Origin of the sequence: Marinobacterium sp. xm-d-530 (assembly GCF_013283365.1) — a bacterium.
GTDB lineage: Bacteria > Pseudomonadota > Gammaproteobacteria > Pseudomonadales > Balneatricaceae > Marinobacterium_E.
On record NZ_WBYM01000005.1, the window covers coordinates 69,394 to 93,867 of the forward strand.

Genomic DNA, 24,474 nt, shown 5'->3' on the forward strand with positions numbered 1-24,474 from the left:
CCTTAACCTGTAACCTGTGATTTATAATGTGACCAGAGCATCTCAAGCTGATCGACCACCTGAATTGATTGGGCCAGCCAGTGCGTTAACGCCTGCTCGTCAAAAGCGTTCAACAGAGGCAACTGCATCAACTCACTTGCGGTAAAGCCTAGATCTCGAATTAACACCGCGTAATCCAACCATGCGATTCCAACGCCTGCGTACTCCCAATCAATAATGGTGGCGTCGCCATTCTGCCAGCAAATATTACCCGGGTGAAGATCATGGTGAACTAACACCCTAGGCATGTTAGGAAGGGAGAGTAGTTGCTGCTCAGCCTCATCAGTTAACTGTTGATGTCCTGAATCACGCAACTCGTCTCGATACTGCTGAAATAGCGCAGCATAATCTAACATGGGCAGTTCAGTAAGGCTCTGCATCTCAGCAAAAGCATTCAATAGAACCGTTTTTTGAGCCGATGAGAGCACGCCTGAGCACTCTCCTGCGTGATGCATAATCAACACACCCTGCTGAGGCTCGTTGATCATTAACTTAGGGGACCATTGAAAATGAGCGATGGCATCAAGAATGTTTCGCTCACGAAACGGGTCCACCCCTGGGAGGGTCTCTTTGTCAGGTTCTGCCCTAACAACAAACCGCTCCCCTTTTTCCTCAAGTAGATACATCCTATGACGCGTAGCAGACGTATCAAGAGGTGCTATCTGACTGTTCAAAGGAATTTTGTCTGAAATTAATTGCGACAAACTTCCCGAAACCGCCCTAGATGCAATGACAGCCTCTAGCTCACTTAGTATCATTCAACGCCTAACTTAATAATGGATGTTTAAGTTTTTTAAATTACAGGAGTTTCTTGATGGATTCAGCAACCACACTCAAATTATCTGTTGCCGGTGCAATGTTAACTGCTTCTTTTGCGGCAGTCGCTTCCGATAAGCCCGAACTTAACGTGTACACCTACGACAGCTTCGTCTCTGAGTGGGGTCCAGGCCCTCAGCTCAAAACAGCCTTTGAAGCACAATGTGGTTGTACTCTTAATTTCGTCGCAGCAGAGGATGGTGTCAGCATTCTGAATCGCGCACGTGTCGAGAAATCCAACACCCAAGCCGATGTACTGCTTGGCCTTGATAACGGTTTGATGACAGAAGCTACGCAACTGGGTCTGGTTCAATCTCACAGCGTCGACACCTCAAAGATCACCAGCGACTTAAACTGGAACAATAATCAGTTTGTACCCTTTGACTACGGCTATTTTGCATTCATTTATGACGCGCAAAAGATCCAAGCGCCAGCAACAAGCTTTGCTGAACTCTTAGCTTCCGACGCCTCAGTTATCTACCAAGACCCACGTACGTCAACGCCAGGCCAGGGGTTAATGACCTGGGTTAATAAAGCGTACGGTGAGGAAGCGGCGACTGCATGGGCAGATCTAGCTAAGCAGACCGTTACCGTCACCAAAGGTTGGTGGGAAGCTTACAGTTTGTTCCTAGAGGGCGGTTCTGACTACGTTTTGAGTTACACCACATCGCCTGCATACCACGTTGTTGCTGAAGGTAAGAATCAGTACAAAGCCGCAGAGTTTACAGACGGACACGTAGCACAAGTTGAAGTGGCCGCGATCAGCGCATACAGCGATCAAACTGAGTTAGCGAACCAGTTCCTTGAGTTTCTAATCTCAAACGAAGCGCAGCAGATCCTACCAGTGACCAACTGGATGCTACCGGTTATTGATAATGTAGAGCTACCAGAAGCGTTTGAGCAGTTGGTAACCCCACAGCAGATCAAACTTGGCAGTGACGAATTGGCCGAAAACCGTGCTCGCTGGATTCGTGAGTGGCGTACCGCTGTTTCACAATAAAGCGATCGCGTGAACCAATCCTGATGTTACTAGGCCGCACTTTCACCCCACTGATGAGTGCGGTTGCTTATCTGGGCACCCTCTCTCTGACGGTGCTCGCCTTTTGGGGGTTGATCGGATTCGAAGAGACCCGATTCACCCCCGAGCTGTTACAAGACACATACCTACAAAACATTTTAAGTTTTACCCTCTACCAAGCCCTGTTAAGTGCCTTGGGCTCTCTTCTACTGGCAATACCCATCGCAAGAGCCCTGCATCGTTTGCGACCCGCTGGTAGAGATCAGTTTCTAAGACTCTCACTGCTGGCGTTCGTGATGCCATCACTCATATTGATTACCGGCATCGTCAACCTGCTAGGACCGCAATCGCCATTTATAGATCTGTTAAAAGAGTGGAAACTCTTTGGCCTCAATGGAATCTTAATTGCCCATATCTATCTGAACTTTCCGCTAGCCGTTCGTATTCTCTATCAGGGCTACAGCTCTATCCCTTTAAACCGAGAGCAATTAGCCGACCAGCTTAAGTTCAGTTTTTGGCAACGCCTTCGACACATTGAGTGGCCTGCTATTAAGAGCCAGGTCGCAACACTGGCGGGCTTAATCTTTATTCTCTGCTTTAACAGTTTTGCGATCGTATTAACGCTCGGCGGTGGACCTAAAGCCACCACCTTAGAACTGGCCATCTACCAAGCCCTTAAATACGACTTCAACCTCAACGAGGCGCTAACCCTTGCCTGGCTGCAGTTTGCGATAGCCGGTCTTATCTATCTTGCCCTGATCTATGCCAGCAGAGTGAACTGGCTCGGTTCCACTCGAGAGCAGCCTGCTTATCGATTAGAGCAAGGGGTAAAAGTGCCTATTCAATTGGCTTTCTACCTGCTGGGGTGGGTCTATCTATTAGGGCCGTTAATTGCACTGTTCATCACACTCAATCAAGAGGCACTAATTAACTACCCCTACGCTGCCATGTTGAAAGCAATGGGCGTCTCACTGCTCATCGCATTAAGCGCATCACTGTTGGCACTTCTCACCGCCATCGCACTGCTGACACCCATCAGAAAAGCAGCCCAACAAGTTAAGCCGATACAAGAGACGCTATTCAGTTGGTTAGCCAATCAGTCACTGGTCGCTCCAGCCATGGTGTTATCGACCGGTAGTTACATTTGGCTGATCAGCCGTGGGCTACTCGAGACTTACGCCACACTGATGCTAATACTGCTTAACGCCTTTGTTCTGCTACCCTTTTTGCTCAGCCAGCTACGCCCAAGATTCATTCAATTTGATTCGCAATATGCAAAACTAGTAGGCAATTTAAAACTCACACCGCTGGAGAGAGTGCGCATCATCTACCCGTTTATTCGACGCTCACTACTAGCCGCTTTCTCTTTGGGACTTCTGTTGGCCTTAGGTGATGTCTCCATTTTTGCTATATTTGGCAGTTATGAATCACCGACCCTCCCCTGGCTGATCTACACCTTTGCTGGTACCTATCGTATGTCAGAGGCCGCTATCACATCGGTCATTCTGTTGGGACTTTGCTACCTGCTATTAATTCTACTGGAGCGCAGTGTTCACCATGAGCAATAACCTTGGCCTGCAGATCAACAACCTCATAGTCAGCTACCCCGATTGGGAGTACTGTTACGACTTGTATGTCCCTGACCAATCCAGAGTCGCACTGCTCGGCCAAAGCGGCATTGGTAAAACAACCCTGCTGTTGGCTATTGCCGGCTTTGCACCGATTAAATCAGGTGAAGTGCGCTTCAATGATCAGGTCATTACTGATCAGCCTCCAGAAGAGCGTCCTGTCGCGATGCTGTTTCAGGAGGATAATCTCTTTGAACACTTAACCATCCAGCAGAACTTGAGATTGGGATTGGATAAACGTCAAAACCCGGACAAACGCATCCAAGAGGCGATGCAAGAACTGGATCTGCTCGGCTATCTCAACAAGATGCCTAATCAGCTCTCTGGCGGGCAACGTCAGCGTATTGGCATCATCAGAACCCTACTGCGTCCTGAACCGATTATTGTCCTGGATGAGCCTCTAACAGGCTTAGACAGCGAAACTAAGCAGAAGGTTTTGGACTGGATCGATAGACAATTAACCGAACAACAGAAGATGTTGATTATGGTGACCCACCAGCGCAGCGAAGCTGAGCGATTGAGGTGTGAAATCAAGAGTGTGTGACTAGCACCAAATAATGTTGGAGCGGTCTTAACAAGGCCGCGATTACCTTCCTAGAGGTGTCTGGCTTTAGCCTGACACCTATTTCGCCTCATCTTCGATAAGGCTCCAACAGAGTAGATCAGACGCTATACAAAGAGTGGATGACAGGCTAAAGGCCAGTCACCCACTGCCAGTATTAAGGCAACAACACCGTTGAACCGGTCGTTTGACGCGACTCCAAATCGATGTGAGCTTGCGCTGCATCAGCCAAGGGATAACGCTGATTGACCTCAATCTTCACCTGCCCTGATTCAACGCGCGCGATCAGATCCTTGGCCATACTCTCCAACATAGGACGATCATGAACATAGGTCATCAGTGTCGGGCGGGTCACTTTAAGGGACCCTTTTGCTGCCAACATGCCAATCTCGAACGCTGGAACCGCACCGGTTGCGTTACCAAACGAAACCATCGTGCCACGCGGTGCTAAACAGTCGAGTGACTGCATAAAGGTATCTTTACCAATAGAGTCGTAGACCGCTTGCACCCCTTTACCATCCGTCAGCTCACGAGTACGAGCAACAAAATCCTCTTCGGTGTAGATGATCGTCTCATCGCAACCAAAGCTCTTAGCCAAATCCGCTTTAGCCTGATTGCCGACCGTACCTATAACACGCGCACCCAATGCCTTAAGCCACTGCACAGCAATCAAACCGACACCGCCTGCTGCAGCATGAAGCAGGATGGTATCGCCCGCCTGCACCTTGTAGCTGTCATTCAGAAGGTACTGAACGGTTAGACCTTGCAGCATCATAGCAGCACCCTGCTCGAAGCTGATGCTCTCTGGTAGTTGAATCAACGTATCCTGCGGCATCACGCGCTTTTGACTGTAGGCGCCAAGAGGTTGCCCCGCGTAAGCCACTCGATCACCGACGCTGACATAGGTCACACCTGAGCCAATTGCCTCAACCACACCGCTACCTTCCATGCCAATCTTGCCCGGCATCTCTTGTGGGTAGAGACCGGTGCGGAAGTAGACATCAATGTAGTTAAGACCTACCGCTTCATGACGAACCAACACATCAAACTCGCCCAGTTCAGGAAGTTCGACATCAACCAACTTCATCTCTTCTGGACCGCCATTCTGCTCAATTCGAATCGCTTTAACTGTCTCGCTCATTATTAATCCTTTATTTTTGACACTGGTAAGTTAAAGAGGCCCAATCACTGACCCAATCCTTACCCTTAGCTCTTGGTTCAGATCCGTAATCAATACGAACGGCATTGATTAAAAATGGACCCTCTTGTGCAGTAAATCTTACTTTACCATTCTGGTTAGTACGGTACTGTTCTGTCCCGCGTTTACCTTTAACAAACCGTCTTACAAGGGCGCCCTCAAGCGGTTTACCCTGCCATAAGAGTTGGAATGTGGGGGCGGTGGAACACTGGGTGAAGGATGCAACCGGGATCAGCTCCAAACGGTGACCCAAAGGTTCGGTTAGCCATTCAGCCTCTTCACTGCCTTCAACAGAAAAGAGTGTTTTAGCATGGCGATAGTAGGTCTCTGTTACACCCTCTCTGGACCTACCCTGCTCCTGATACCAATCGAGCACCCACTCGAGGCCTTCGCCGTTGATATAGTCGACAAACTTCTTCTCACTATCAAAGGTTAGGTCATAGGCCTTAGACTCAAGCGCCACCCAGCGAAAACCCATTTCTGGCATTTTAGAGGTGTAAGCCGGCTTATCTCCGGTGATGGCATCAACGTTACGCAGACCAGCTGCATCCCGCTCAATGAACTGCGCTGTCTCATGTTCAAGGTAGGGATAGGCGTACCCTTTGAAGTTTTGCCCAATCCGGATATCCGCTTTTATCGTAGCTTTCGGACGTATCTGATACTGGCTAGGCTCTAACCATTGCTCATGAGCACTTGCGAACGATGAACTAATCGCTACTATCAGTGCTAATGGTTTAACTATTTTCACATCCAGCTCCGTTAAGGAAATTCAATGACTCTACGTGCTCGTCTCTATTTTGGCCTTCTTGGCACTCTACTATTATTAGTCAGCACGTTAAGCCGAGCCCATGAAATTACTCCAACCATCATTGAGATGGAAGTATTACCCGACAATAGTTTGGAAATGCGTGTTGATACCAACTTAGAGGCTCTGATGAGCGAAATCGGGACTGAACATGCGGATACTGATAACGCCCCCACCGCTGAGCAGTATAATCAATTAAGAGCACTGCCCACTGCTGAACTGTCAACTAAAGCAGATCCCTTCGTTGCTAAGCTGTTTAATCAGATCACACTCGCCTCAACAGATGGGCCAGTACCTAAATCACTCCTTAGCTCTGATCTAGCCGTTATCGATCAACCCGATATTGATCTGGCCCGCCAATCTTTGGTCACCTACCGCTTTACTGTCGAATCAACCTCGTCAGAGATCACCTTTAGCTGGCCAGAGGCCTATAGCGATGCCGTCGTCCGGTTAAGTGAACAGGGTGAGATCAAAGGGGCATCTTGGGTAGCCGCTGGCACTCAATCAGAATCGATCAATTTAAGTCGTCTTGAGTTGAAGCGCCAAGGGCTTTTGGATTACGTAAAGCGGGGCTTTGAACACATATTACCCTTAGGCCTTGATCACATTCTGTTTGTGCTCGGCCTCTATCTATTAAGTCAACGTCTTAAAGATCTTCTGTGGCAGGTCACCGCCTTCACAGCCGCGCATACATTGACTTTAGCACTGGCCATTTTAGGGCTTGTGAACATACCCCCATACATTGTGGAGCCTCTGATCGCCCTGTCGATTGTCTATGTCGCTATTGAAAACCTATTTAAAGATCGAGTCTCTAAATCCCGAATTGGGCTGGTCTTTGGCTTTGGATTGTTACACGGACTAGGATTTGCGGGTGTGCTACGGGAAATCGGCTTAGAGTCGGATAGCTTCGTAGAGAGCTTAATCGCCTTCAATATTGGCGTGGAGCTGGGGCAACTCGCAACCCTTGTGATTGCGCATCTGTTGGTTGGATACTGGTTCTCATCCAAAGCCTTTTGGAATCGATGGGTACGCATACCATTAAGTTTGGGGATTTCGCTACTTGGAGCGATTTGGTTTGTAGAGCGGGTGTTTTATTAAATCGGATCGCTTCTCCTTGTTGGAGCCTTATCGAAGATGAGGCGATTAGGTGTCAGGCTGGAAGCCAGACACCGCGAAGAAGAGCATCGCGGCCTATTCTAGACCGCTCCAACTATTAAAGACCCGCCTTATCCAGCGCCTCTTTCAAGTAATCCAACGTACGATCAACGTTCATTAGCTTATCGATACCGAACAGACCGATACGGAAGGTACAGAAGCCTTCTGGCTCATCACACATGAGCGGTACGCCCGCTGCGATTTGGAATCCTGCTTGTGCAAAGCGAGAGCCATTCTGAATATCACTATCGGTTGTATGGTTAACGATGACACCAGGCGCTCCGAAACCCTCAGCCGCTAAGCTCTTAATGCCGCGTGATGCCAGTAGTTCACGAGCCTCTTTACCTAAGCGAGCTTGAGCCGCTTTAAGTTCCGCAAAGCCAAATTTCTCAGCCTCGGCCATTACATCACGTAGCTGACGCAAACCATCGGTAGGCATGGTGGCATGGTAGGCGTGGCCACCGTTTTCGTAAGCTTCCATAATCTGAAGCCACTTTTTAAGGTCGCAAGCAAAGGAGTTACTAGTAGTATTCTCGATCGCGTCACGAGCTCGTTGACTCATCATCACAAGGCCCGCACAAGGTGAACCACTCCACCCCTTCTGTGGCGCACTGCAGAGCAGATCAACACCCAGAGCCTTCATATCAACCCAGATGGCACCTGACGCAATACAGTCCAGAACAAACAGCGCACCCACTTCATGAGCCGCATCCGCAATGGATTTAATGTACTCATCTGGCAGAATCATACCGGCCGAGGTTTCGACGTGTGGTGCAAAGACCACATCTGGTCGCTCGTTACGAATGGCATCCACCGCCTCTTCAATGGGGTACGGAGAGAGTTGCGCTTGTGCATCGTCTGAATCAAAACGAGCTTTAAGAACCAACTCTTCACGAGGCAAGCCTGCCATCTCAAAGATTTGAGTCCAACGGTAACTAAACCAACCGTTGCGAATCACCATCGCTTTTTTGCCGTTAGCAAACTGTCGAGCCACCGCTTCCATACCAAAGGTACCGCTACCAGGAATGATCGCAACTGCATCGGCGTTGTAGACGGATTTTAACTGACCCGAAAGATCACGCATGACTTGCTGAAAGGCATTCGACATGTGGTTTAGGGAACGGTCTGTGTAAACAACCGAGAATTCTAGCAATCCATCTGGATCAACGTTTGGCAGTAGTCCTGACATAGTCTGTCCTTATCAATAATTATTGAGCACATAATGCGAAAGAACCGTTTTTGAATCAAGGCATAATCAGGCAAAGTCACATGATGAAATACTAGGTGAACAACCATCGGTTCCCTTATGATGGCAAAGCTTGCAAATAATTAGAGATCAACCAATTAGATGCCTACTTCACAACTGCTCAATCTTTTTACGCTGTCGCTGCTTTGGGGTGGCTCGTTTCTATTTATCGGCATTGCCGTTCAAGAGATAGATCCCCTTCTACTGGTTTTTTTAAGGGTGATGATTGCAGCATTGGTGATGTTAAGCCTGCTGCCTCTTTTCAAAGTTCCGCTTCCTAAAGATGTTGATACCTGGAAGAAATTTTTTGTTATGGGGCTGCTCAATAACGTCATCCCCTTTACCTTCATCTTTTATGCACAAACACTGATCAGTGTCTCATTGGCCTCCATCATCAATGCCATGACACCGATCTGCACCTTTATTGTGTTGGCGCTATTTAAAGAGGAGTTACTCAAACCCAATAAAATCATTGGCAGTCTTTTGGGCGTATTGGGAGTCGCGCTGCTTAGCGGCCTAACCCAATTGGCTCTCCACACCGATCCTCTGGGAGTTCTGCTAAGCTTTTTAGCGACCGTAAGTTATGGTTTTTCAGGATTATGGGCGAAACGCCACCTCGCCGGACGCAACTCGATTCAGTCTGCGACATGCCAGCTTAGCGCCTCAAGCCTTATCATGATTCCAGTACTGATACTGACCTCAACCGAAATACCCGACACGCTACCCTCCTTCAGCGTAATCGCTTCAATATTGGCGCTGGCAGTGGCTTCAACATCCTTTGCGTACATTCTCTTCTTTGAGTTAATCAGTAAAGCAGGTGCCGCTAACGCCATGCTGGTCACCCTTCTGGTTCCTATTAGCGGCACCCTGCTCGGTATCAGTGTTCTTAATGAGACCATTACACTGATTCAAGTGACAGGAGGTTTGTTCATTGGATTCGGACTGCTTGTTATAGATGGGCGTATATTCTCTCTACTACAAAAGAAGTAAAACAACTCAGGATCTATAGACTATAGTTAACGAATGAGAAACAGATGTTTATTGAGACAGCGCGTTGATTCGAAACTCCATTAAAACTAAGACGATCCTAGGGGTAGCTGCTATCGAGGCGGTCCTGCTGATCACACTGATCGTTATGATGCTCGGTTTTATTCGTGATACGAACTTCAACGAGATGGATAAGCGCGCAAATGCGACCGCAAAACTCTTTGCCATAACTGTTAAAGACGCTGTCTTAGCTTACGATCTAGCCTCTCTGAATGCGTTTGTTGATGAGGTCATGAAAAGTGATGACATTCTGTACGCGCGTGTTCTCGATCAACGGGGTCGCATCTTAACTCAATCCGATACTATCTCTCCTGGTGACATCGACCTAGAAGCGTCAGAAGTTGATGACGGTATCTTTGATGCAAAAGCGGTCATCGAGGTCGAAGGCGATCAGTACGGCATGGTAGAGGTCGGGTTTAGTATCTACCCTATACTCAACACGATTGAAGAGGCTAAACGTTGGAGTTACGCCATTGCCGCTTTAGAAATGGTATTAGTGGCAATCTTCTCTTTTGTCTTGGGACGCTATCTGATTAATAAACTCTCCCTGCTTCGTGATGCTGCAGAGACCATTAGCCGAGGCGAACTTAAGACTCAAATAGAGGTTAAAGGAAACGACGAAATCGATGTCGTGGCAACCGCTTTTAACCGAATGAGCTCCACCCTCAAAGCGACTCGCGAACAGGAAAAGACCTTAGAGCAGCAGCTGCGTAATTTAAATGAAGAGCTAGAAAACAAAGTTGAACAGCGAACTCTAGCGCTATCAGAAAAAAACCATCTGCTTGAATTAGCCAATCATGAAATCAAAGCCGCACAAGCCAAATTGATTGCTGCTGAAAAACAGGCCTCACTGGGAATTCTAGCGTCAGGCATTGCCCATGAGGTGAATAACCCGCTATCGATTGTCCGCTCTAACATCGACACCCTGCGCGATTACATAGAGCAGTGTGTCAGCGCGATAGAGCAGATAAAAAAAGATTCGATGAATCCTGAGCAGTTCAATCCAATCCTAGAAAGAGCTGATTTTGATTACCTCTCATCAGATTATCCGTCACTGATAGATGAGTCCGAAGCGGCTATTTTGCGGGTAACACTGATCATCTCGCAACTTCGTAATCTGGAGTTAAACAGAGAGGAGTCAGAGTTAGAGTTGGTCAACCTACGAAGCCTCGTTGAACAAAGCGCTGAACAAGCTGTACAGCAGTTACCTGATCGCTCTGCAGGCAATTGTCAGATACTGATTCAACTGCCCGACTCTCTATTTGTTCGAGCGAAGGCACGCTTAGCAATGGATGCAATATCCGGTGTCGTTACCAATGCACTCCAGGCTGTTCCGTCTGAACAAGAAGCTCTGGTCAACATTCAATGTGAAAGAGAGGGATCAGAACTTAAACTGACGATCGAAGATAATGGCATGGGTATAGAGAAACAAGACATCAACAACATCTTTGATCCCTTCTTTACCACACGCGAGATTGGAGCTGGAACAGGGCTAGGGCTATTTAAGGTGCAAACCCTGATGAAAAGCATGGATGGTGATATTGAGCTGGTTAGAGCGAAACCGAGCGCACTTTTCCAGCTCAGGTTTCGCTTGGATTAAGTTCGCGGCCTTTTCAAGACCGCTCCAACAGTTCGAAATCTTTTCTTAAGTTCGCGGCCTTTTTAAGACCGCTCCAACAGTTCGAAATCTTTTCTTAAGTTCGCGGCCTTTTCAAGACCGCTCCAACGGTTCGAAATCTTTTCTTAAGTTCGCGGCCTTCTTAAGACCGCTCCAACGGTTCGAGATCTTTTTATGTTGGAGCGGTCTTGAAAAGGCCGCGATCGCTCAATCCAACAAACTATCCAACAGCGTTAGCTTCAGCGCACGTACATCATCCCAGTCACTGTCATTAGCGGCTCTAAGCGATTGAATACCTAAACCTGATAACGCAGCTTTACCCTCTTCAGAATTACCCATATCAGCCAATGCCGCTGAAACTTTCTTGGCTATATCGGCATCAACTCTTGGGTGGTTAGCAAAGGCATGGGGGGTGTACTCTTCGGTTTTCCAAAGAACTTTTAATTGGCTCTTAATATCATCTTTAGAGTTGTTAAACGTGCGTCCTATGCCGCCTCCGGCCAAGAAAAACTCACGAGACACACCCAAATAAACTGAGTCATGCGAACTGACATAACGGGGGGTGATAGTAATACCCATTTTTGCCAACTCCCCACGTGGAACCATCGAAGCCGCAAAGGCTGCTGGCGAAGGGAAAGCGACCTCCTTACCCTCTAACTGGCTTAACTCAGTAATGGAGCTGTCGGTACGCGTAACAAGAAGACCCTGAATTCTCTTATCCGCTCGATGCGCAAGCGCAGTGTAACCCTTGTGCTCATTAAAGAAGGTGAAGTGGTAGGGGTTCATGTAAGCAAAGTCATACACACCGTCCATTAAACGCTGCTCAAAGGTAGGAATATCGGTAGCGGTAGCAAACTGAAACTGCATGCCCGTTTTATCTTCTAGATGCTTAAGAACAGGCCCCCACACTTTAGCTAACTTGGTTGCTGATTGCTGAGGGACAACACCAAAGGTGAACGTCTCTGCCCAAGCTTGACCACTGATGGTCGCCGCCAAAACACCGACTGTTGCGAAACGCTTTAATAACTTATTCATCAACCACTCCTCTTAACTATTGATGATTTTGACAGACTGAGAGAGCAAAAACGCCTCGATGCTGTCGATTTTTAATGGTTTTGCCAACACAAGATCAGCACCTGCTTTTAATAGCTGATCTCGCTCTCCTCCAATGGTTGCCGCTGTTACACCGATAATGGGTGTATCAACATCCATAGACCTCAGGGTTTTAATCATCTCATCTCCATCCATGACCGGCATCATTAGGTCAGACAGCATAAGATCAAACGTCTGTAATTTAGCTTTTTGCAGACCCTCATCCCCGTTAGAGGCGGTCACAACTGATGCGCCTTTTGATTCCAGCATCTTTTTGGTTAACAGTTGTATTGTTAGGTTATCCTCAACGACCAAAACGGATAATCCTTCTAACACTGAGAGTTCCATCTGAGGTAACTCAGATGTTGGCAAAGAACTCTTAGCCTCTTCAATCGCCAATGAGAGTGTAAAGGTAAAACGGCTACCCGTTTTCCCGTCGCTCTCTAACACCAAATCCCCGCCCATATTAGTCACCAACTCCTTACAGACACTGAGTCCAATACCGCTCCCCTCAGTCTGGCTATCACCTCTAGTAAAGCTCTCAAACACCCGAGCCTGAAGCTCTGGCTTAATGCCCTTACCATCATCGGTAATAGAGACTTCAAGACGTGCAAAGTTTGGGTTAATGCGTTGCAGATCGGCCGAGATAGATAAGGTTTTACACTGGCTGTGAATGATGGCGTTTCGCATTAGATTTGAGACGATTTGACGCAGCGCCTTCTCTGATGTTTTAACCTGCGTCCCGGTAATCGCTATCTCATCGACTAAACGAATTCCATGTGCATAGGCTTGCTGTCGATAGCTGGTAATAAGACCACTGAATAGCTCAGCCAAATCGACTGAATCGACGTTCATATCACGACCAGAACCCGCTCGTGCGACCAAGCTCATATCATCAATAAGCGATAGAGTATGATCAACATTCGAGCGGATGAGATTGAGATTAATGGATTCTCTATTTTCTAACTCCATCATGGTGATCGATATGGGCGTGCGGATCTCATGACCTAAAATGGCGAACACATCGGCTTCACGCTGTTTAGATTCTTCCGATAATCTAAGTGCCTGCTGAAGTTCTTTGGTTTTACTTTCGACTTGCTGAGCTAAGTTTTCCTGACTTTTCGCCATGACTGATTGTGCTTCAACTAACTTCTTGCGCATCGCTTCAAGCAGACTAGCAAACTGCGAGATCTCATCATGGCCAATAACCTTAACCTCTGTGTTTAGGTCACCCTTAGCAATCGATTGGACACTTTTAGAGAGCTCTCGGATACGACAAGTCAGGTATCGACCAAGCAGGTATGAAAAGAAAGCTACTAACAGAAGCCCGCCAATCGCGATTTGAAAACCTAACAGTTTGGCAAAATTGGAGTTATCGTCAACGATTGAGATGTCATAGGTAAACTCCACCCAGCCAAAGGATTGTTGATCAATAATAATAGGCATCTGAACATCGTATATGGATTCAAGCCCACTAAGCTCACTCTGTGTCTGGCTCGCCATGACTCGATCATTAGCTGCTATAACTGAAACGCCCAATACCGTTTCACGCTGCATGAATTGAGAAATGGCCGATTCTATCTCGGCAATATCAAAGCTGATGACCGCGTTGGTGATGGACGAGGCAAAGAGCTCTGATATGTCTCGTGCAGACTCTTCATAAAGCGCTTTATTCGTATCATGAACAATGGCTGACTCTGTCAGAATCAAGAAAGAGAAGGCGCAGATCTCGATTAATGCCACACCAATGATGGTTTTAGCACCAATACTTAACTTAGACACAAACTTAAACATACTGCTCTCTACAAATTTTCGTTAGTAAATTTAGAGCAAGTATCGTGCCAACTATTTAGACGTTGGAGTTTGTCTGAAAAGCTATCGCGGCCTTTTTAAGACCGCTCCAACAGTGTCAAATGCACTTAGTGTTAGAGTCGACTTGAAAAGACCGCGATAAATACTGTTGGAGCGGTCTAGCAAAGGCCGCGATGATAAGTGTAGTAATAGCCCAAAGGGCGAAGCGATATAAGCGTTAAAACGAAGCAGACAGCGTATAGAAAAGGTAACCCGCATAACCTATATAGACGGCCACTAACAACCCACCCTCAACACGATTAATGCGACGACGCCCCAACACTCCGTAACCCAGAACAAACAGGGACAGAGTTAACACGCCCATGATGGTCCAATCACGGTAGAGAGCTGCAGCTTCAATACCCAAAGGCTGAATAGCACCGGCTATACCAACAACGGCAAGCGTATTGAATAAGTTAGATCCAATGACGTTACCCAAGGCTAAATCATGCTCGTTCTTCTTCACCGCAATGATTGACGAAGCTAGCTCAGGCAGCGAAGTGCCTATCGCTACAATGGTCAATCCAATGATCAGATCACTGACACCCAAAGCCATCGCAATATCGACAGCGCCCCAGACCAACAGGCGTGAGCTACCAATCAGAATCACTAGGCCTAACACCAACCAGAAAAGCGCTCGACTTAACGGCAGGTAGTCGTCATCTTCAAACTCAGATTCAAAGTCCGCAGAGAGTGCATCGTTTTTGGCTCTCATGCTGGAGTAAATCGACCAGCCCATAATCAGCGCAAAGACAAACAACATCAGAAAAGCATCAAAACGAGTAATCTCTAAATCGTAGATCAACGCACCCACAAGTAGGGTTGCAAGGGCTAGCAGAGGAAGCTCCGTCTTAAGAATCTTGGATTTAACGCTGATAGGACTTAACAGCGCGGTAATCCCCAAAATTAACGCAATATTAGTGATGTTTGAGCCAAAGCCATTACCAATGGCTAAGCCGGGGTTACCTTGGGAAGCGGCTAAAGCAGAAACCACCATCTCAGGTGCAGAGGTACCAAACCCAATAATGACCATACCGATCAATAAGGTTGGCATACCCAAATGTTTAGCGGTAGCAGCCGCCCCATCGACAAAGCGATCGGCACTCCAAACCAATAACACAAGACCCGCAACCACAGCCAAGATAGGCATCAACATCAATCAGTTCCTAATGAAAATATTAAATCTGTGTGTATTCTAAACGAAACCACCCACAGTAACAGCACAAGCCGCGATAAACCCTTGTGATTTAAACCATCTTTGCTAGAATCCGCGCTCGCGTTAAAGAGCACGCCTGAAGAGTGATGTGCCAATAAAAAGTTTAGGTCAGTTGTCCGAGTGGTCGACTAAAAACGCAAGGATAGCGTTTTTGAACGGACGAAGTCCGGCCCCAACGGGGTGAGCGTCAGGAGACGCGAATAACGAGCACGCCTGGAAAGTGTTGTGCCAAATTAAAGTTTAGGTCAGTTGTCCGAGTGGTCGAAGGAGCACGCCTGGAAAGTGTGTATACGGCAACGTATCGAGGGTTCGAATCCCTCACTGACCGCCATCCAAATCAAAAAGCCTCGCACAAGCGGGGCTTTTTGTTGGAGCCTTATCGCAGATGAGGCGATTGGCATCATCGCGGCCTTTACCAGACCGCTCCAACAAAAGCGCAAGTACTATCGCGACCTTTTCAAGATCGCTCCAACATAAGGCTTATTCCAACAAAAAAGGCTCCCTAGGGAGCCTTCATTCAACGTCATTCTTTACAGTTGAACGTTGTGGTAAACGTGCTGAACATCATCAAGATCTTCTAGCATGCCTAAGAACTTATCAAACAACACCTGATCTTCTTCGCTGATCTCTGTGTAGCTGTTAGGTACCCACTGGATCTCTTCTACTTCAAGATCCGTAATGCCCATCTCAGTTAGAGCTGTTTTAGCTTTAAAGTAGTCGGTAGGAGCAACAAAGGCGGTTAGCAACCCCTCTTCGTTCTCAAGATCGGTTACATCAACGTCGGCTTCCATCAGCGCTTCAAGCACAGCGTCTTCATCATCGTGTTTGAATACAAATACCGCAGCGTGTTCAAACATGTGCGCTACGGCACCTTGGTTACCGATTTTACACTTAGTCTTAGTAAAGGCTTGACGAACATCACCAAAGGTACGGTTCGGGTTGTCAGTTAGACACTCAATGATCGCCATTGAGCCGCCTGGGCCGTAACCTTCATATCGAGCAGGTGCGAAGTCTTCACCGCCACCACCTTGCGCTTTATCGATCGCTTTATCGATAACGTGCGCAGGTACCTGATCTTTTTTAGCACGATCAAGCAAGCTACGCAGAGACAGGTTAGCATTGGGATCCGAACCACCGGATTTGGCACTCATGTAAATTTCACGGCTGTAACGACTGTAGACCTTAGCATTCTGGTCAGAAGTTTTAGCAATCGAGGCTTTTCGGTTTTGATACGCACGACCCATCGGGAAGTCACTCCAGTAGTTCAAAAAAGAGGCGACAGTTTAATCCCCTAGCGCCCTTCAGACAATCCTAAAAAGCGCTGTTCACTGGAAAAGCATTGTGCTATCGTACTAGTACATGAATACATCTAGCCATTTTGATCAACTCATTACTCACCTCTTCTCTTGTCAAAGCGAAGAGACACTTTCCGTTGCGCTGCAGGAACTGTTAACACCCAGTGAAGTCACAGAGATCAGTAAACGATTACAGATCTTCCGACTTTTAGAGGATGGTGTTCCCCAACGCGAAATTGCGAAACAGCTAGGTGTAGGTATAGCGACTGTGACGCGCGGTTCGCGCGCATTGAAAGCCAAAGAAGGTAACGAATGATTAACCGTAAACCGGCCAAAATTGAGCTTCCCCGAAAACCTCAATACGTCAAAATGGCGGCCGACATCGATTTTTTCCAACTGTTTAAGAAGATCGAAAAGCGCTTTGATAACTGCGTGATGCTCGAATCTTTGGGTGAAGAGAGTTACATCTCACGCCACTCCATCATCGGTTTTGATCCTGAGCAGATTTTGTGGGCCGACGAAGGTTATCTTCATATCGAGGATCGCCAGGGCAACCGCGAGTCTTACGCCAGTGAAAACCCATATTACCTTCTACGTGAGATCGTTCCTCAAAACATCATCTCGCGAAAATATGCGGGTGGTTTGACCGGCTATATCGGTTACGACTGTATGAACTACTTTGAACCCTCACTGAACCTACAACACAGTGAGATGTTCGATATCTTCCGTTTTGGTGTTTTTAAAGACGGTCTAATTCTCGACAAAATGACCGGTGAAGTTTTCTACTTCTACTACACTGATAGCCGCATTGAGTTGGTCGATGAGATTCTCGCTTCCGACTGCCCTGCCAATGGCCCGCTGAAGATCTACAACCTCGGCGATACCATGACCCAACAAGATCATGCTGATGCTGTTATGAAGGTTAAACAGGACATCATTGAGGGTAAGATTTTCCAGACGGAAGTGGGCTTTAAAAAGCGTTTCCGCCTCGAGGGTGACACCATCAACATTTACGAACAATTGCGCGAAGTGAACCCATCGCCGCAGATGTACTACGTAAAGTTTGGTGAGCAGAAGCTAATTGGCGCAAGCCCCGAACTACTCTTCCGCTTACGTCAGGGTGAAATGGAGACCTTCCCACTGGCCGGCACAACAAAACGTGGCGCCGATGCCGTTGAAGATCAGCAGTTAGCTCGCGCCCTACTCAACGATCCTAAAGAGATTGCCGAGCACAATATGATCGTCGATCTACATCGAAACGACATCGGTCGAGTGGCACGCTTTGGTACGGTTAAAGTGCGCAACCTTATGGACATCAAACGATTCAGTCATGTCCAACACATCTCAAGTGAGATTGTCGGCATTATCTCTGATGAGCATGACATGTTCTCTGCTTTAGCCAGCAACTTCCCTGCCGGCACACTGACAGGCGCGCCAAAAATTGAGGCGATGACGATCATTGATGAGTTGGAAGCAGATGGCCGGGGCCCTTATGGAGGTGCAGTCGGTCACTTCTCCTTCAATGGTGATTGTACCTTTGCCATTCCGATTCGCACGGTATTTGCCAACGGTGAACAGGCGTATGTGCAGACCTGTGGTGGTAATGTCTACGACTCTAATCCGGAAGATGAGTACGAAGAGATTCGTCGCAAGTTTGCCGGTACTAAAAAAGTACTGGATCAATTTATGGTGGAGGAACAGGCGTGACCGACTCAACAACCATGAAGGTTTACATCATCGATAACTATGACTCCTTCACCTACAACCTCTACCAGTTCATTGGCGAGATTCTTGAAGCTGAGCACCTCGCAGGCAACTTGGATAATTTTGAGATCATTGTAAAACGCAACGATGAGGTCGATGTTGAGGCTGTTCGCCAGGCCAACCCAGATAGAATCATTATCTCGCCCGGCCCTGGCTCACCGGATGACCCTAAATATTTTGGCGTCTGTGCTGATGTGATAACCAGCCTAGGCAAAGAGACGCCATTAATGGGCGTCTGTTTAGGTATGCAAGGCATAGTCCACTGTTTTGGTGGAAAGGTGGTGAAAGCCCCACTGCCGATGCACGGCAAGATCAGTCCGATCACCCACAACGCCGAGGGTGTATTCAAAAATATCCCCGATCAACTTGAGGTGATGCGCTACCACTCTCTCATTGCAGAGTCGGAATCGATTCCAGACTGTTTAGAGGTCACTGCAGCTGTCGGTGAGCTACAGCAGAACGACCTGACCAACATCGATCGAATCCGCCAAGGCGGTGCCTTTGAGATTATGGGTGTTAAGCACAAAGAGTATCCAATACACGGCATCCAGTTCCACCCAGAATCCTTTGCGACCGAAGGCGGTAAAGAGCTGATTCGAAATTTTTTGTTTGTGGAGTGATCTTGTTGGAGCCTTATCGTAGATGAGGCGATTTATAATCGCGGCCTTTTCAAGACCGCTCCAACATTCAAACCGCTCCAACGCTCCAAAAAAAAAGGGGTCTGACCTTTGGTCTGACCCCTTTTTGTTAATACAAAATAACCTACTCTGCGTAGTCACTCACCGGTGGACAGGTGCAGACGAAGTTTCGATCGCCGTAGACGTTGTCGATACGGTTAACCGTTGGCCAGAACTTCGCTTGGCGAACCGCACTGACTGGGAACACAGCCTGCTCTTTTGAGTAGCTGCGGGTCCACTCTGCATCCACCAGATCTTCCAGGGTGTGCGGTGCATGTCTAAGAACAGAATCTTCCGCAGCGACTTCACCTCGCTCAACCGCCGCAATCTCTTCACGAATCTTAATCATCGCTTCAATGAAACGATCAAGTTCCTGAATAGATTCTGATTCAGTTGGTTCCACCATTAGCGTGCCCGGCACAGGGAAGGACATGGTCGGCGCGTGGAAGCCATAGTCCATCAAACGCTTAGCAATGTCCTCTTCAGTAATGTCAGAGACCTCTTTCAGAGGGCGGATATCGATAATACATTCGTGTGCGACAAAACCATTCGTGCCGCGGTAGAGAATCGAATAGTGATTCTCAAGACGTTTAGCAATGTAGTTAGCATTTAGAATCGCCAGTTCGGTCGATTCGCGCAAACCGCGATCACCGAGCATACGGATGTACATCCAGGTAATCGGCAGAATAGACGCCGAACCGTAAGGTGCTGCTGCTACGGCTCCATTGCTGCCATTACCTGGCACGGGCGATACACTGTGGCTAGCAAGGAATGGCGCTAAGTGTGCTTTCACACCAATAGGCCCCATACCTGGACCACCACCACCGTGAGGGATAGCAAAGGTTTTGTGCAGGTTAAGGTGTGATACGTCAGCACCAATCGTACCTGGCTTACACAGGCCTACCTGCGCATTCAAGTTAGCACCGTCCATGTAGACCTGACCACCATGCTGGTGAATCAGTTCACAGATTTCACCCACAGCCTCTTCAAAGACACCGTGCGTCGATGGGTAGGTAATCATCAGTGTCGACAGGTTGTCGCTGTGCTGTTCCGCTTTGGCTTTCAAGTCAGCCACATCCACGTTACCCACTTCATCGCAGGCAACCACAACCACTTTCATATCCATCATTGCGGCTGAAGCAGGGTTGGTACCGTGCGCCGACGATGGAATCAAACAGACATTACGGTGACCTTCACCGATAGACTCTTGGTACTTACGAATCGCTAACAGACCAGCGTACTCACCCGAAGCCCCTGAGTTTGGCTGCATAGAGATCGCATCGTAGCCGGTGATATCAATCAACCAACGATCCAACTGTTCTAGCATTTCAGCGTAGCCCTGTGCCTGCTCTGCAGGAACGAACGGATGAACATTACCAATTTCTGGCCAAGTGACCGGCGCCATCTCCGAAGTCGCATTCAACTTCATTGTACATGAACCTAGCGGAATCATGCCGTGAACCAGAGAGTAATCTTTATTCTCTAGACGCTTCATGTAACGAAGGATATCGTGCTCAGCGTGGTATCGATTGAATACAGGATGTGTAAGAACCTCGTCTTCACGAACCAAATCAGTCGGTAATGAGAAGGACTCCTCAACATCGTCTAACTCTTCAACTGAGATGACCCTACCAGTAATGACACTGATCAGTTCGGCAACATCTTCAACGCTGTGCGTCTCATCGAAACTGATACCAAAGCGAGTATCAGACAGTTTACGAAGATTGATATTGGCATCTAAAGCGCGCTGATAGACCGTTGCATCGGCATCAAAGCTCAAGGTATCAAAGAAGTGGGTGTTGGTCGTTAAGCCAGCACTGTTAAGCTGTTTCGCTGCAAGCTGAGCAAGGCGGTGAACGCGAGTGGCAATCTTTTTCAGACCGACTGGGCCATGGTAGATCGCATAAAACGCAGCCATATTGGCAAGCAGTGCCTGCGCTGTACAGATGTTAGAGGTCGCCTTCTCGCGACGAATGTGCTGTTCACGTGTCTGCATCGCCATGCGGTAGGCTTGGTTACCGCGAGAATCGATCGATACCCCAATAATACGACCAGGAACCGAGCGCTTAAGCTTCTCGCTGGTCGCGAAAAATGCAGCATGTGGACCACCAAAGCCCATCGGTACACCAAAACGTTGTGCTGAACCGAGTGCAACATCTGCACCGAGAGAGCCCGGTGATTTAAGCAACATTAATGCTAAAAGATCGGTTGCCACTGCAACCAGTGCACCTTGTGCCTTAGCATCTTCAACGACGCTGGCAAGATCGATAATCTCCCCCTCACTGCCTGGGTATTGAACCAGACAGCCGAAACAGTCGTGTGAAGAGAGGTTTGTGGCATCATCAACAACGACCTCAATACCAAAGTACTCGGCACGTGTTTGAATAACATCCAAGGTCTGTGGGTGTACCTGAGAATCGACAAAGAAGGTGTCTGATTTCTTACGATTAGATCGCTTAAGCAGAGTCATTGCCTCAGCTGCAGCGGTCGCTTCATCAAGCAACGACGCGTTTGCCAAGTCCATGCCAGTCAGATCCATGACCATCTGCTGGAAGTTGAGCAGTGACTCAAGACGGCCTTGTGAGATCTCAGGCTGGTAAGGGGTGTAGGCGGTGTACCAAGCGGGATTCTCCAGCACGTTACGCTGAATAACACCCGGTACCAAGGTGCCGTAGTAGCCCATACCGATAAAGTTTTTGTTCAGTTGGTTCTTAGCCGCGATCTGCTTAAGTTCCGACAGGGCTTCAACCTCTGTCACCGGATTACCAATCGAGAGCGCATCACTCAGTAGGATCGATTCAGGGACGGTTTTCTGAATCAAATCAGCTCGATCAGAGACATCCAGGGTGCTGCACATCTGTAATTGCTCAGCATCATTTGAGCCGAGGTGGCGCTGAATGAATTGATCAGAATCGCGAAGTTCTTGAAGCGTACTGTGAGAGTGAGGCATGAAGGGTTCCAACTAACAATTAGAAAGTTTCAATTAAGGCCAATATTCTACTCCTTCAGCCTATTTCATGACACTTTTTGATAGATTGATTGAAAATAAAAAGGCCAGTACACATTTCACAATGCGAACCGGCCTTATCAATTAACGGATTAAATCAGTTGTTAGCGTCACTAAGCCGCTAGTTGTACAGCGACCTCTGATCGGTTGATGGCCGAGATCAGTGCCTTTAGAGAAGCCCCTAAACTGTCTGTATCAAAGGCCATACCGACGACACGCTGACCATCAACATTGATTAAGAAGTAAGCTGCTGCCAATGCATCGGTGCCACTACCGACCGCATGTTCAGAGTAGTCGATGACGTTGACTGCCTGCCCAGTCAACGAGGCCCAACCATCAAGGAAAGAGGAGATTACCCCTTCCCCCTGACCGATCAGTTCACGATCTTGGCCGTTGATCGATACTGTCGCTTTGAACTGCTCGTTTTGCTGACGATCAATGGAGAAGCCTTGCAACGCTACTGGCTCAGCCGATTTAATAAAGTTCGCTTTAAGGATCTCAAAAATCGCATCACTGCCCATTTCCGAAGCACTCTCTTCTGAAGCTTTTTGAACCAGCGGAGCCAATTCAGTCTGCATCCAGCGCGGCAGAGTAATGCCATAATCACGTTCAAGTACAAAGGACATACCGCCCTTGCCTGATTGACTGTTAACGCGAATAACCGCTTGGTAATCACGGCCAATATCCTTTGGGTCGATTGGCAAGTAAGCCACCTGCCAGTGCTCATCCTCACCCTGTCGGTGCAAACATTTCTGTATAGCGTCCTGATGGCTACCCGAAAAGGCCGTGTAGACCAACTCTCCAATCCAAGGATGACGGGGACTAACCGGCAAGCGCGTACACTCAGTAAAGGTGGTAATAATCTCATCCGGATTAGACAGATCCATTTTAGGATCAACGCCTTGGCTGTATAAGTTCATCGCCATTGTGACCAAATCCATGTTACCGGTACGCTCGCCATTGCCTAGCAACGTCCCTTCCACACGATCAGCACCGGCCAAAACTGCCAGCTCAGCAGCCGCCACAGCACATCCTCGGTCATTATGAGTGTGAACTGAGATAATCGCGCCAGCACGATTCTTCATATGGGTACAGAAGTACTCAATCTGATCGGCAAAAATGTTGGGCGTCGACTCCTCTACCGTTGACGGTAGATTGATAATGCAGCGGTTCTCAGCCGTTGGCTGCCAAACATCCATTACCGCATCACAGACCTCGATCGCATAGTCGATCTCAGTTCCGGTAAAACTCTCTGGTGAATACTGGAAGGTCCAATCAACTTCTGGGTAATCTTTGGCACCCTCCATGACCCACCGCGCACCCTGTGTCGCAATCGCTTTGATACCCTCGCGATCCTGATTGAATACGCGCTCACGCTGAATCGTACTGGTTGAATTGTAGACGTGAACCACCGCACTTTTAACACCACGAAGCGCTTCATAGGTACGGTCGATCAGCTCTTTACGGGCCTGAACCAGTACCTGAATCGTCACGTCATCAGGAATCTCACCGTTGTCGATCAACCAGCGAACAAAATCGTAGTCCGGCTGACTCGCTGACGGGAAGCCCACCTCAATCTCTTTTAGACCAATCTTCACCAACAGACGCCATAGACGCTGCTTCTGTTCTACGGTCATCGGTTCAAGTAGCGCCTGATTACCGTCACGCAGATCCACCGACGCCCAAATCGGCGCGTGGGTGATTGTGTTGTTAGGCCAAGTACGATTCTCAATTTGAATCTGTGGAGCTGGCTGATAGCGGCGGTAATCGAAGTTAGACATACAATCCTCAACAGTGGCTTCGAGTTAATTCATTGCTGCACAGTTTACTGGGGTTACGGAGGTGAATGATTGCGAATTAACTAAGAAATAGATGAATTTATTATCATTAATTGCTATAAATTAATTAATTAAGCAATTTTATTCTAATTTTTTGCGGATTGTAGAAATGGATCGTTACGACAAGGCTATTCTTCAGCAGCTTCAGCTAGATGGACGCATCTCAAACCAAGAGTTAGCGGATAAGGTCGGTCTCTCACCCTCCCCCTGCTTACGCCGTGTCAGAGCCCTTGAAGAGAGCGGCATCATTAGCGGCTATCGCGCCAACTTGGATGCCAAAAAATTGGGGTTAACGCTTACCGCAATCATTATGATTTCGATGGATCGCCACACCCCAGAGCGTTTCGCCAACTTTGATAAGGTCATTAATGATCTACCAGAGGTATTAGAGTGCTTGCTGATTACCGGTCAGGATGCTGACTACCAACTCAAAGTGGTGGTGCATGACATGGAAGATTTTCAACGCTTATTGCTCGAAAAGATCACCCGCATAGAGGGCGTGACCGGCGTGCATTCGAGTTTTGTCATGCGCAATGTTAAGAGTGAATCGGCACTACCCGTTCGATAAAAGCGTGTTATATTTCTGGTCTATAAAAACAGAA

20 protein-coding genes and 1 tRNA gene are annotated in these 24,474 nt (G+C 47.9%); 11 read left to right on the forward strand and 10 right to left on the reverse strand.

The window, feature by feature from the left end; all coding sequences use genetic code 11:
* Positions 1 to 2: 2 nt before the first annotated feature.
* Entirely contained in the window at positions 3 to 665 is a 663-nt protein-coding gene (locus XMD530_RS09290) for a phosphotransferase (protein WP_173498019.1), read from the reverse strand.
* Between the two features lie 188 nt (positions 666 to 853).
* On the opposite strand from XMD530_RS09290, the gene thiB reads away from it, so the two are divergent.
* Genes thiB through XMD530_RS09305 form a run of 3 tightly spaced genes read left to right on the forward strand, consistent with a single transcriptional unit; the run spans position 854 to position 4,045 of the window.
* Positions 854 to 1,855 (forward strand): thiamine ABC transporter substrate binding subunit, encoded by a 1,002-nt coding sequence (gene thiB / locus XMD530_RS09295; RefSeq protein WP_173483983.1) that lies wholly within the window; start codon positions 854 to 856, stop codon positions 1,853 to 1,855.
* Positions 1,856 to 1,878: 23 nt separating this feature from the next.
* A complete protein-coding gene (locus XMD530_RS09300) occupies positions 1,879 to 3,441 on the forward strand; it encodes an ABC transporter permease subunit (RefSeq protein WP_173483984.1) in 1,563 nt (520 codons plus the stop codon).
* The gene (locus tag XMD530_RS09305) at positions 3,431 to 4,045 is read left to right on the forward strand and encodes an ATP-binding cassette domain-containing protein (RefSeq protein WP_173498018.1); all 615 of its coding nucleotides are present in this window, start codon (positions 3,431 to 3,433) and stop codon (positions 4,043 to 4,045) included. The genes XMD530_RS09300 and XMD530_RS09305 overlap by 11 nt, the downstream gene beginning before the upstream one ends.
* A gap of 175 nt (positions 4,046 to 4,220) precedes the next feature.
* Here the strand turns inward: XMD530_RS09305 and XMD530_RS09310 are convergent, their stop codons facing one another.
* Together XMD530_RS09310 and XMD530_RS09315 are read right to left on the reverse strand one after the other, a co-directional pair.
* Positions 4,221 to 5,204: a quinone oxidoreductase gene (locus XMD530_RS09310; protein ID WP_173480987.1), complete on the reverse strand. Its 984-nt coding sequence runs from the start codon at positions 5,202 to 5,204 to the stop codon at positions 4,221 to 4,223.
* A 10-nt stretch (positions 5,205 to 5,214) separates the two neighbouring features.
* Positions 5,215 to 6,009: a DUF4198 domain-containing protein gene (locus XMD530_RS09315; RefSeq protein ID WP_173507083.1), complete on the reverse strand. Its 795-nt coding sequence runs from the start codon at positions 6,007 to 6,009 to the stop codon at positions 5,215 to 5,217.
* A gap of 24 nt (positions 6,010 to 6,033) precedes the next feature.
* Between XMD530_RS09315 and XMD530_RS09320 the strand changes: the two genes are divergently transcribed.
* Positions 6,034 to 7,164 carry a HupE/UreJ family protein gene (locus tag XMD530_RS09320; RefSeq protein WP_173507084.1) on the forward strand — a complete coding sequence of 377 codons (1,131 nt, stop codon included), beginning with the start codon at positions 6,034 to 6,036 and terminating at the stop codon, positions 7,162 to 7,164.
* Positions 7,165 to 7,279: 115 nt separating this feature from the next.
* Here XMD530_RS09320 and XMD530_RS09325 read toward each other — a convergent pair whose 3' ends face one another.
* Complete coding sequence (locus tag XMD530_RS09325; protein ID WP_173507085.1) at positions 7,280 to 8,410, reverse strand: aminotransferase class V-fold PLP-dependent enzyme; 1,131 nt, start codon at positions 8,408 to 8,410, stop codon at positions 7,280 to 7,282.
* Between the two features lie 159 nt (positions 8,411 to 8,569).
* On the opposite strand from XMD530_RS09325, the gene XMD530_RS09330 reads away from it, so the two are divergent.
* Both XMD530_RS09330 and XMD530_RS09335 read left to right on the forward strand, forming a co-directional pair.
* Complete coding sequence (locus XMD530_RS09330) at positions 8,570 to 9,457, forward strand: DMT family transporter (RefSeq protein ID WP_173507086.1); 888 nt, start codon at positions 8,570 to 8,572, stop codon at positions 9,455 to 9,457.
* Between the two features lie 64 nt (positions 9,458 to 9,521).
* Entirely contained in the window at positions 9,522 to 11,114 is a 1,593-nt protein-coding gene (locus tag XMD530_RS09335; protein WP_173507087.1) for an ATP-binding protein, read from the forward strand.
* Between the two features lie 225 nt (positions 11,115 to 11,339).
* On the opposite strand, the gene XMD530_RS09340 is transcribed toward XMD530_RS09335, so the two are convergent.
* The 3 genes from XMD530_RS09340 to XMD530_RS09350 form a co-directional block, all read right to left on the reverse strand.
* Positions 11,340 to 12,167, reverse strand: coding sequence for a phosphate/phosphite/phosphonate ABC transporter substrate-binding protein (locus XMD530_RS09340; protein ID WP_173507088.1), 828 nt, complete (start codon positions 12,165 to 12,167; stop codon positions 11,340 to 11,342).
* Between the two features lie 12 nt (positions 12,168 to 12,179).
* On the reverse strand, positions 12,180 to 14,018 hold the full coding sequence (locus XMD530_RS09345) for an ATP-binding protein (RefSeq protein WP_173507089.1): 1,839 nt from the start codon (positions 14,016 to 14,018) through the stop codon (positions 12,180 to 12,182).
* A 235-nt stretch (positions 14,019 to 14,253) separates the two neighbouring features.
* Positions 14,254 to 15,231: a calcium/sodium antiporter gene (locus tag XMD530_RS09350; RefSeq protein ID WP_173507090.1), complete on the reverse strand. Its 978-nt coding sequence runs from the start codon at positions 15,229 to 15,231 to the stop codon at positions 14,254 to 14,256.
* A 303-nt stretch (positions 15,232 to 15,534) separates the two neighbouring features.
* Between XMD530_RS09350 and XMD530_RS09355 the strand changes: the two genes are divergently transcribed.
* A tRNA-Ser gene (locus XMD530_RS09355) sits at positions 15,535 to 15,622 on the forward strand.
* Between the two features lie 199 nt (positions 15,623 to 15,821).
* Here the strand turns inward: XMD530_RS09355 and XMD530_RS09360 are convergent.
* Positions 15,822 to 16,535, reverse strand: a complete 714-nt coding sequence (locus XMD530_RS09360; protein ID WP_173483994.1) for a YebC/PmpR family DNA-binding transcriptional regulator — start codon at positions 16,533 to 16,535, stop codon at positions 15,822 to 15,824.
* A 115-nt stretch (positions 16,536 to 16,650) separates the two neighbouring features.
* Here XMD530_RS09360 and XMD530_RS09365 point away from each other — a divergent pair, with 115 nt between their 5' ends.
* From XMD530_RS09365 to XMD530_RS09375, 3 genes are read left to right on the forward strand one after another with little or no spacing between them, the layout of a single operon-like run.
* Complete coding sequence (locus XMD530_RS09365; RefSeq protein WP_173481000.1) at positions 16,651 to 16,902, forward strand: Trp family transcriptional regulator; 252 nt, start codon at positions 16,651 to 16,653, stop codon at positions 16,900 to 16,902.
* Positions 16,899 to 18,293: an anthranilate synthase component I family protein gene (locus XMD530_RS09370; RefSeq protein ID WP_173483775.1), complete on the forward strand. Its 1,395-nt coding sequence runs from the start codon at positions 16,899 to 16,901 to the stop codon at positions 18,291 to 18,293. The genes XMD530_RS09365 and XMD530_RS09370 overlap by 4 nt, the downstream gene beginning before the upstream one ends.
* A 14-nt stretch (positions 18,294 to 18,307) precedes the next feature.
* The gene (locus XMD530_RS09375; RefSeq protein ID WP_173481166.1) at positions 18,308 to 18,970 is read left to right on the forward strand and encodes an aminodeoxychorismate/anthranilate synthase component II; all 663 of its coding nucleotides are present in this window, start codon (positions 18,308 to 18,310) and stop codon (positions 18,968 to 18,970) included.
* A 142-nt stretch (positions 18,971 to 19,112) separates the two neighbouring features.
* Here XMD530_RS09375 and gcvP read toward each other — a convergent pair whose 3' ends face one another.
* On the reverse strand, positions 19,113 to 21,977 hold the full coding sequence (gene gcvP, locus XMD530_RS09380; RefSeq protein WP_173507091.1) for an aminomethyl-transferring glycine dehydrogenase: 2,865 nt from the start codon (positions 21,975 to 21,977) through the stop codon (positions 19,113 to 19,115).
* Positions 21,978 to 22,147: 170 nt separating this feature from the next.
* The gene (gene leuA, locus XMD530_RS09385; protein ID WP_173481003.1) at positions 22,148 to 23,815 is read right to left on the reverse strand and encodes a 2-isopropylmalate synthase; all 1,668 of its coding nucleotides are present in this window, start codon (positions 23,813 to 23,815) and stop codon (positions 22,148 to 22,150) included.
* Between the two features lie 166 nt (positions 23,816 to 23,981).
* Here leuA and XMD530_RS09390 point away from each other — a divergent pair, with 166 nt between their 5' ends.
* Positions 23,982 to 24,440 (forward strand): Lrp/AsnC family transcriptional regulator, encoded by a 459-nt coding sequence (locus XMD530_RS09390; RefSeq protein ID WP_173481004.1) that lies wholly within the window; start codon positions 23,982 to 23,984, stop codon positions 24,438 to 24,440.
* The last annotated feature ends 34 nt before the right edge of the window (positions 24,441 to 24,474 follow it).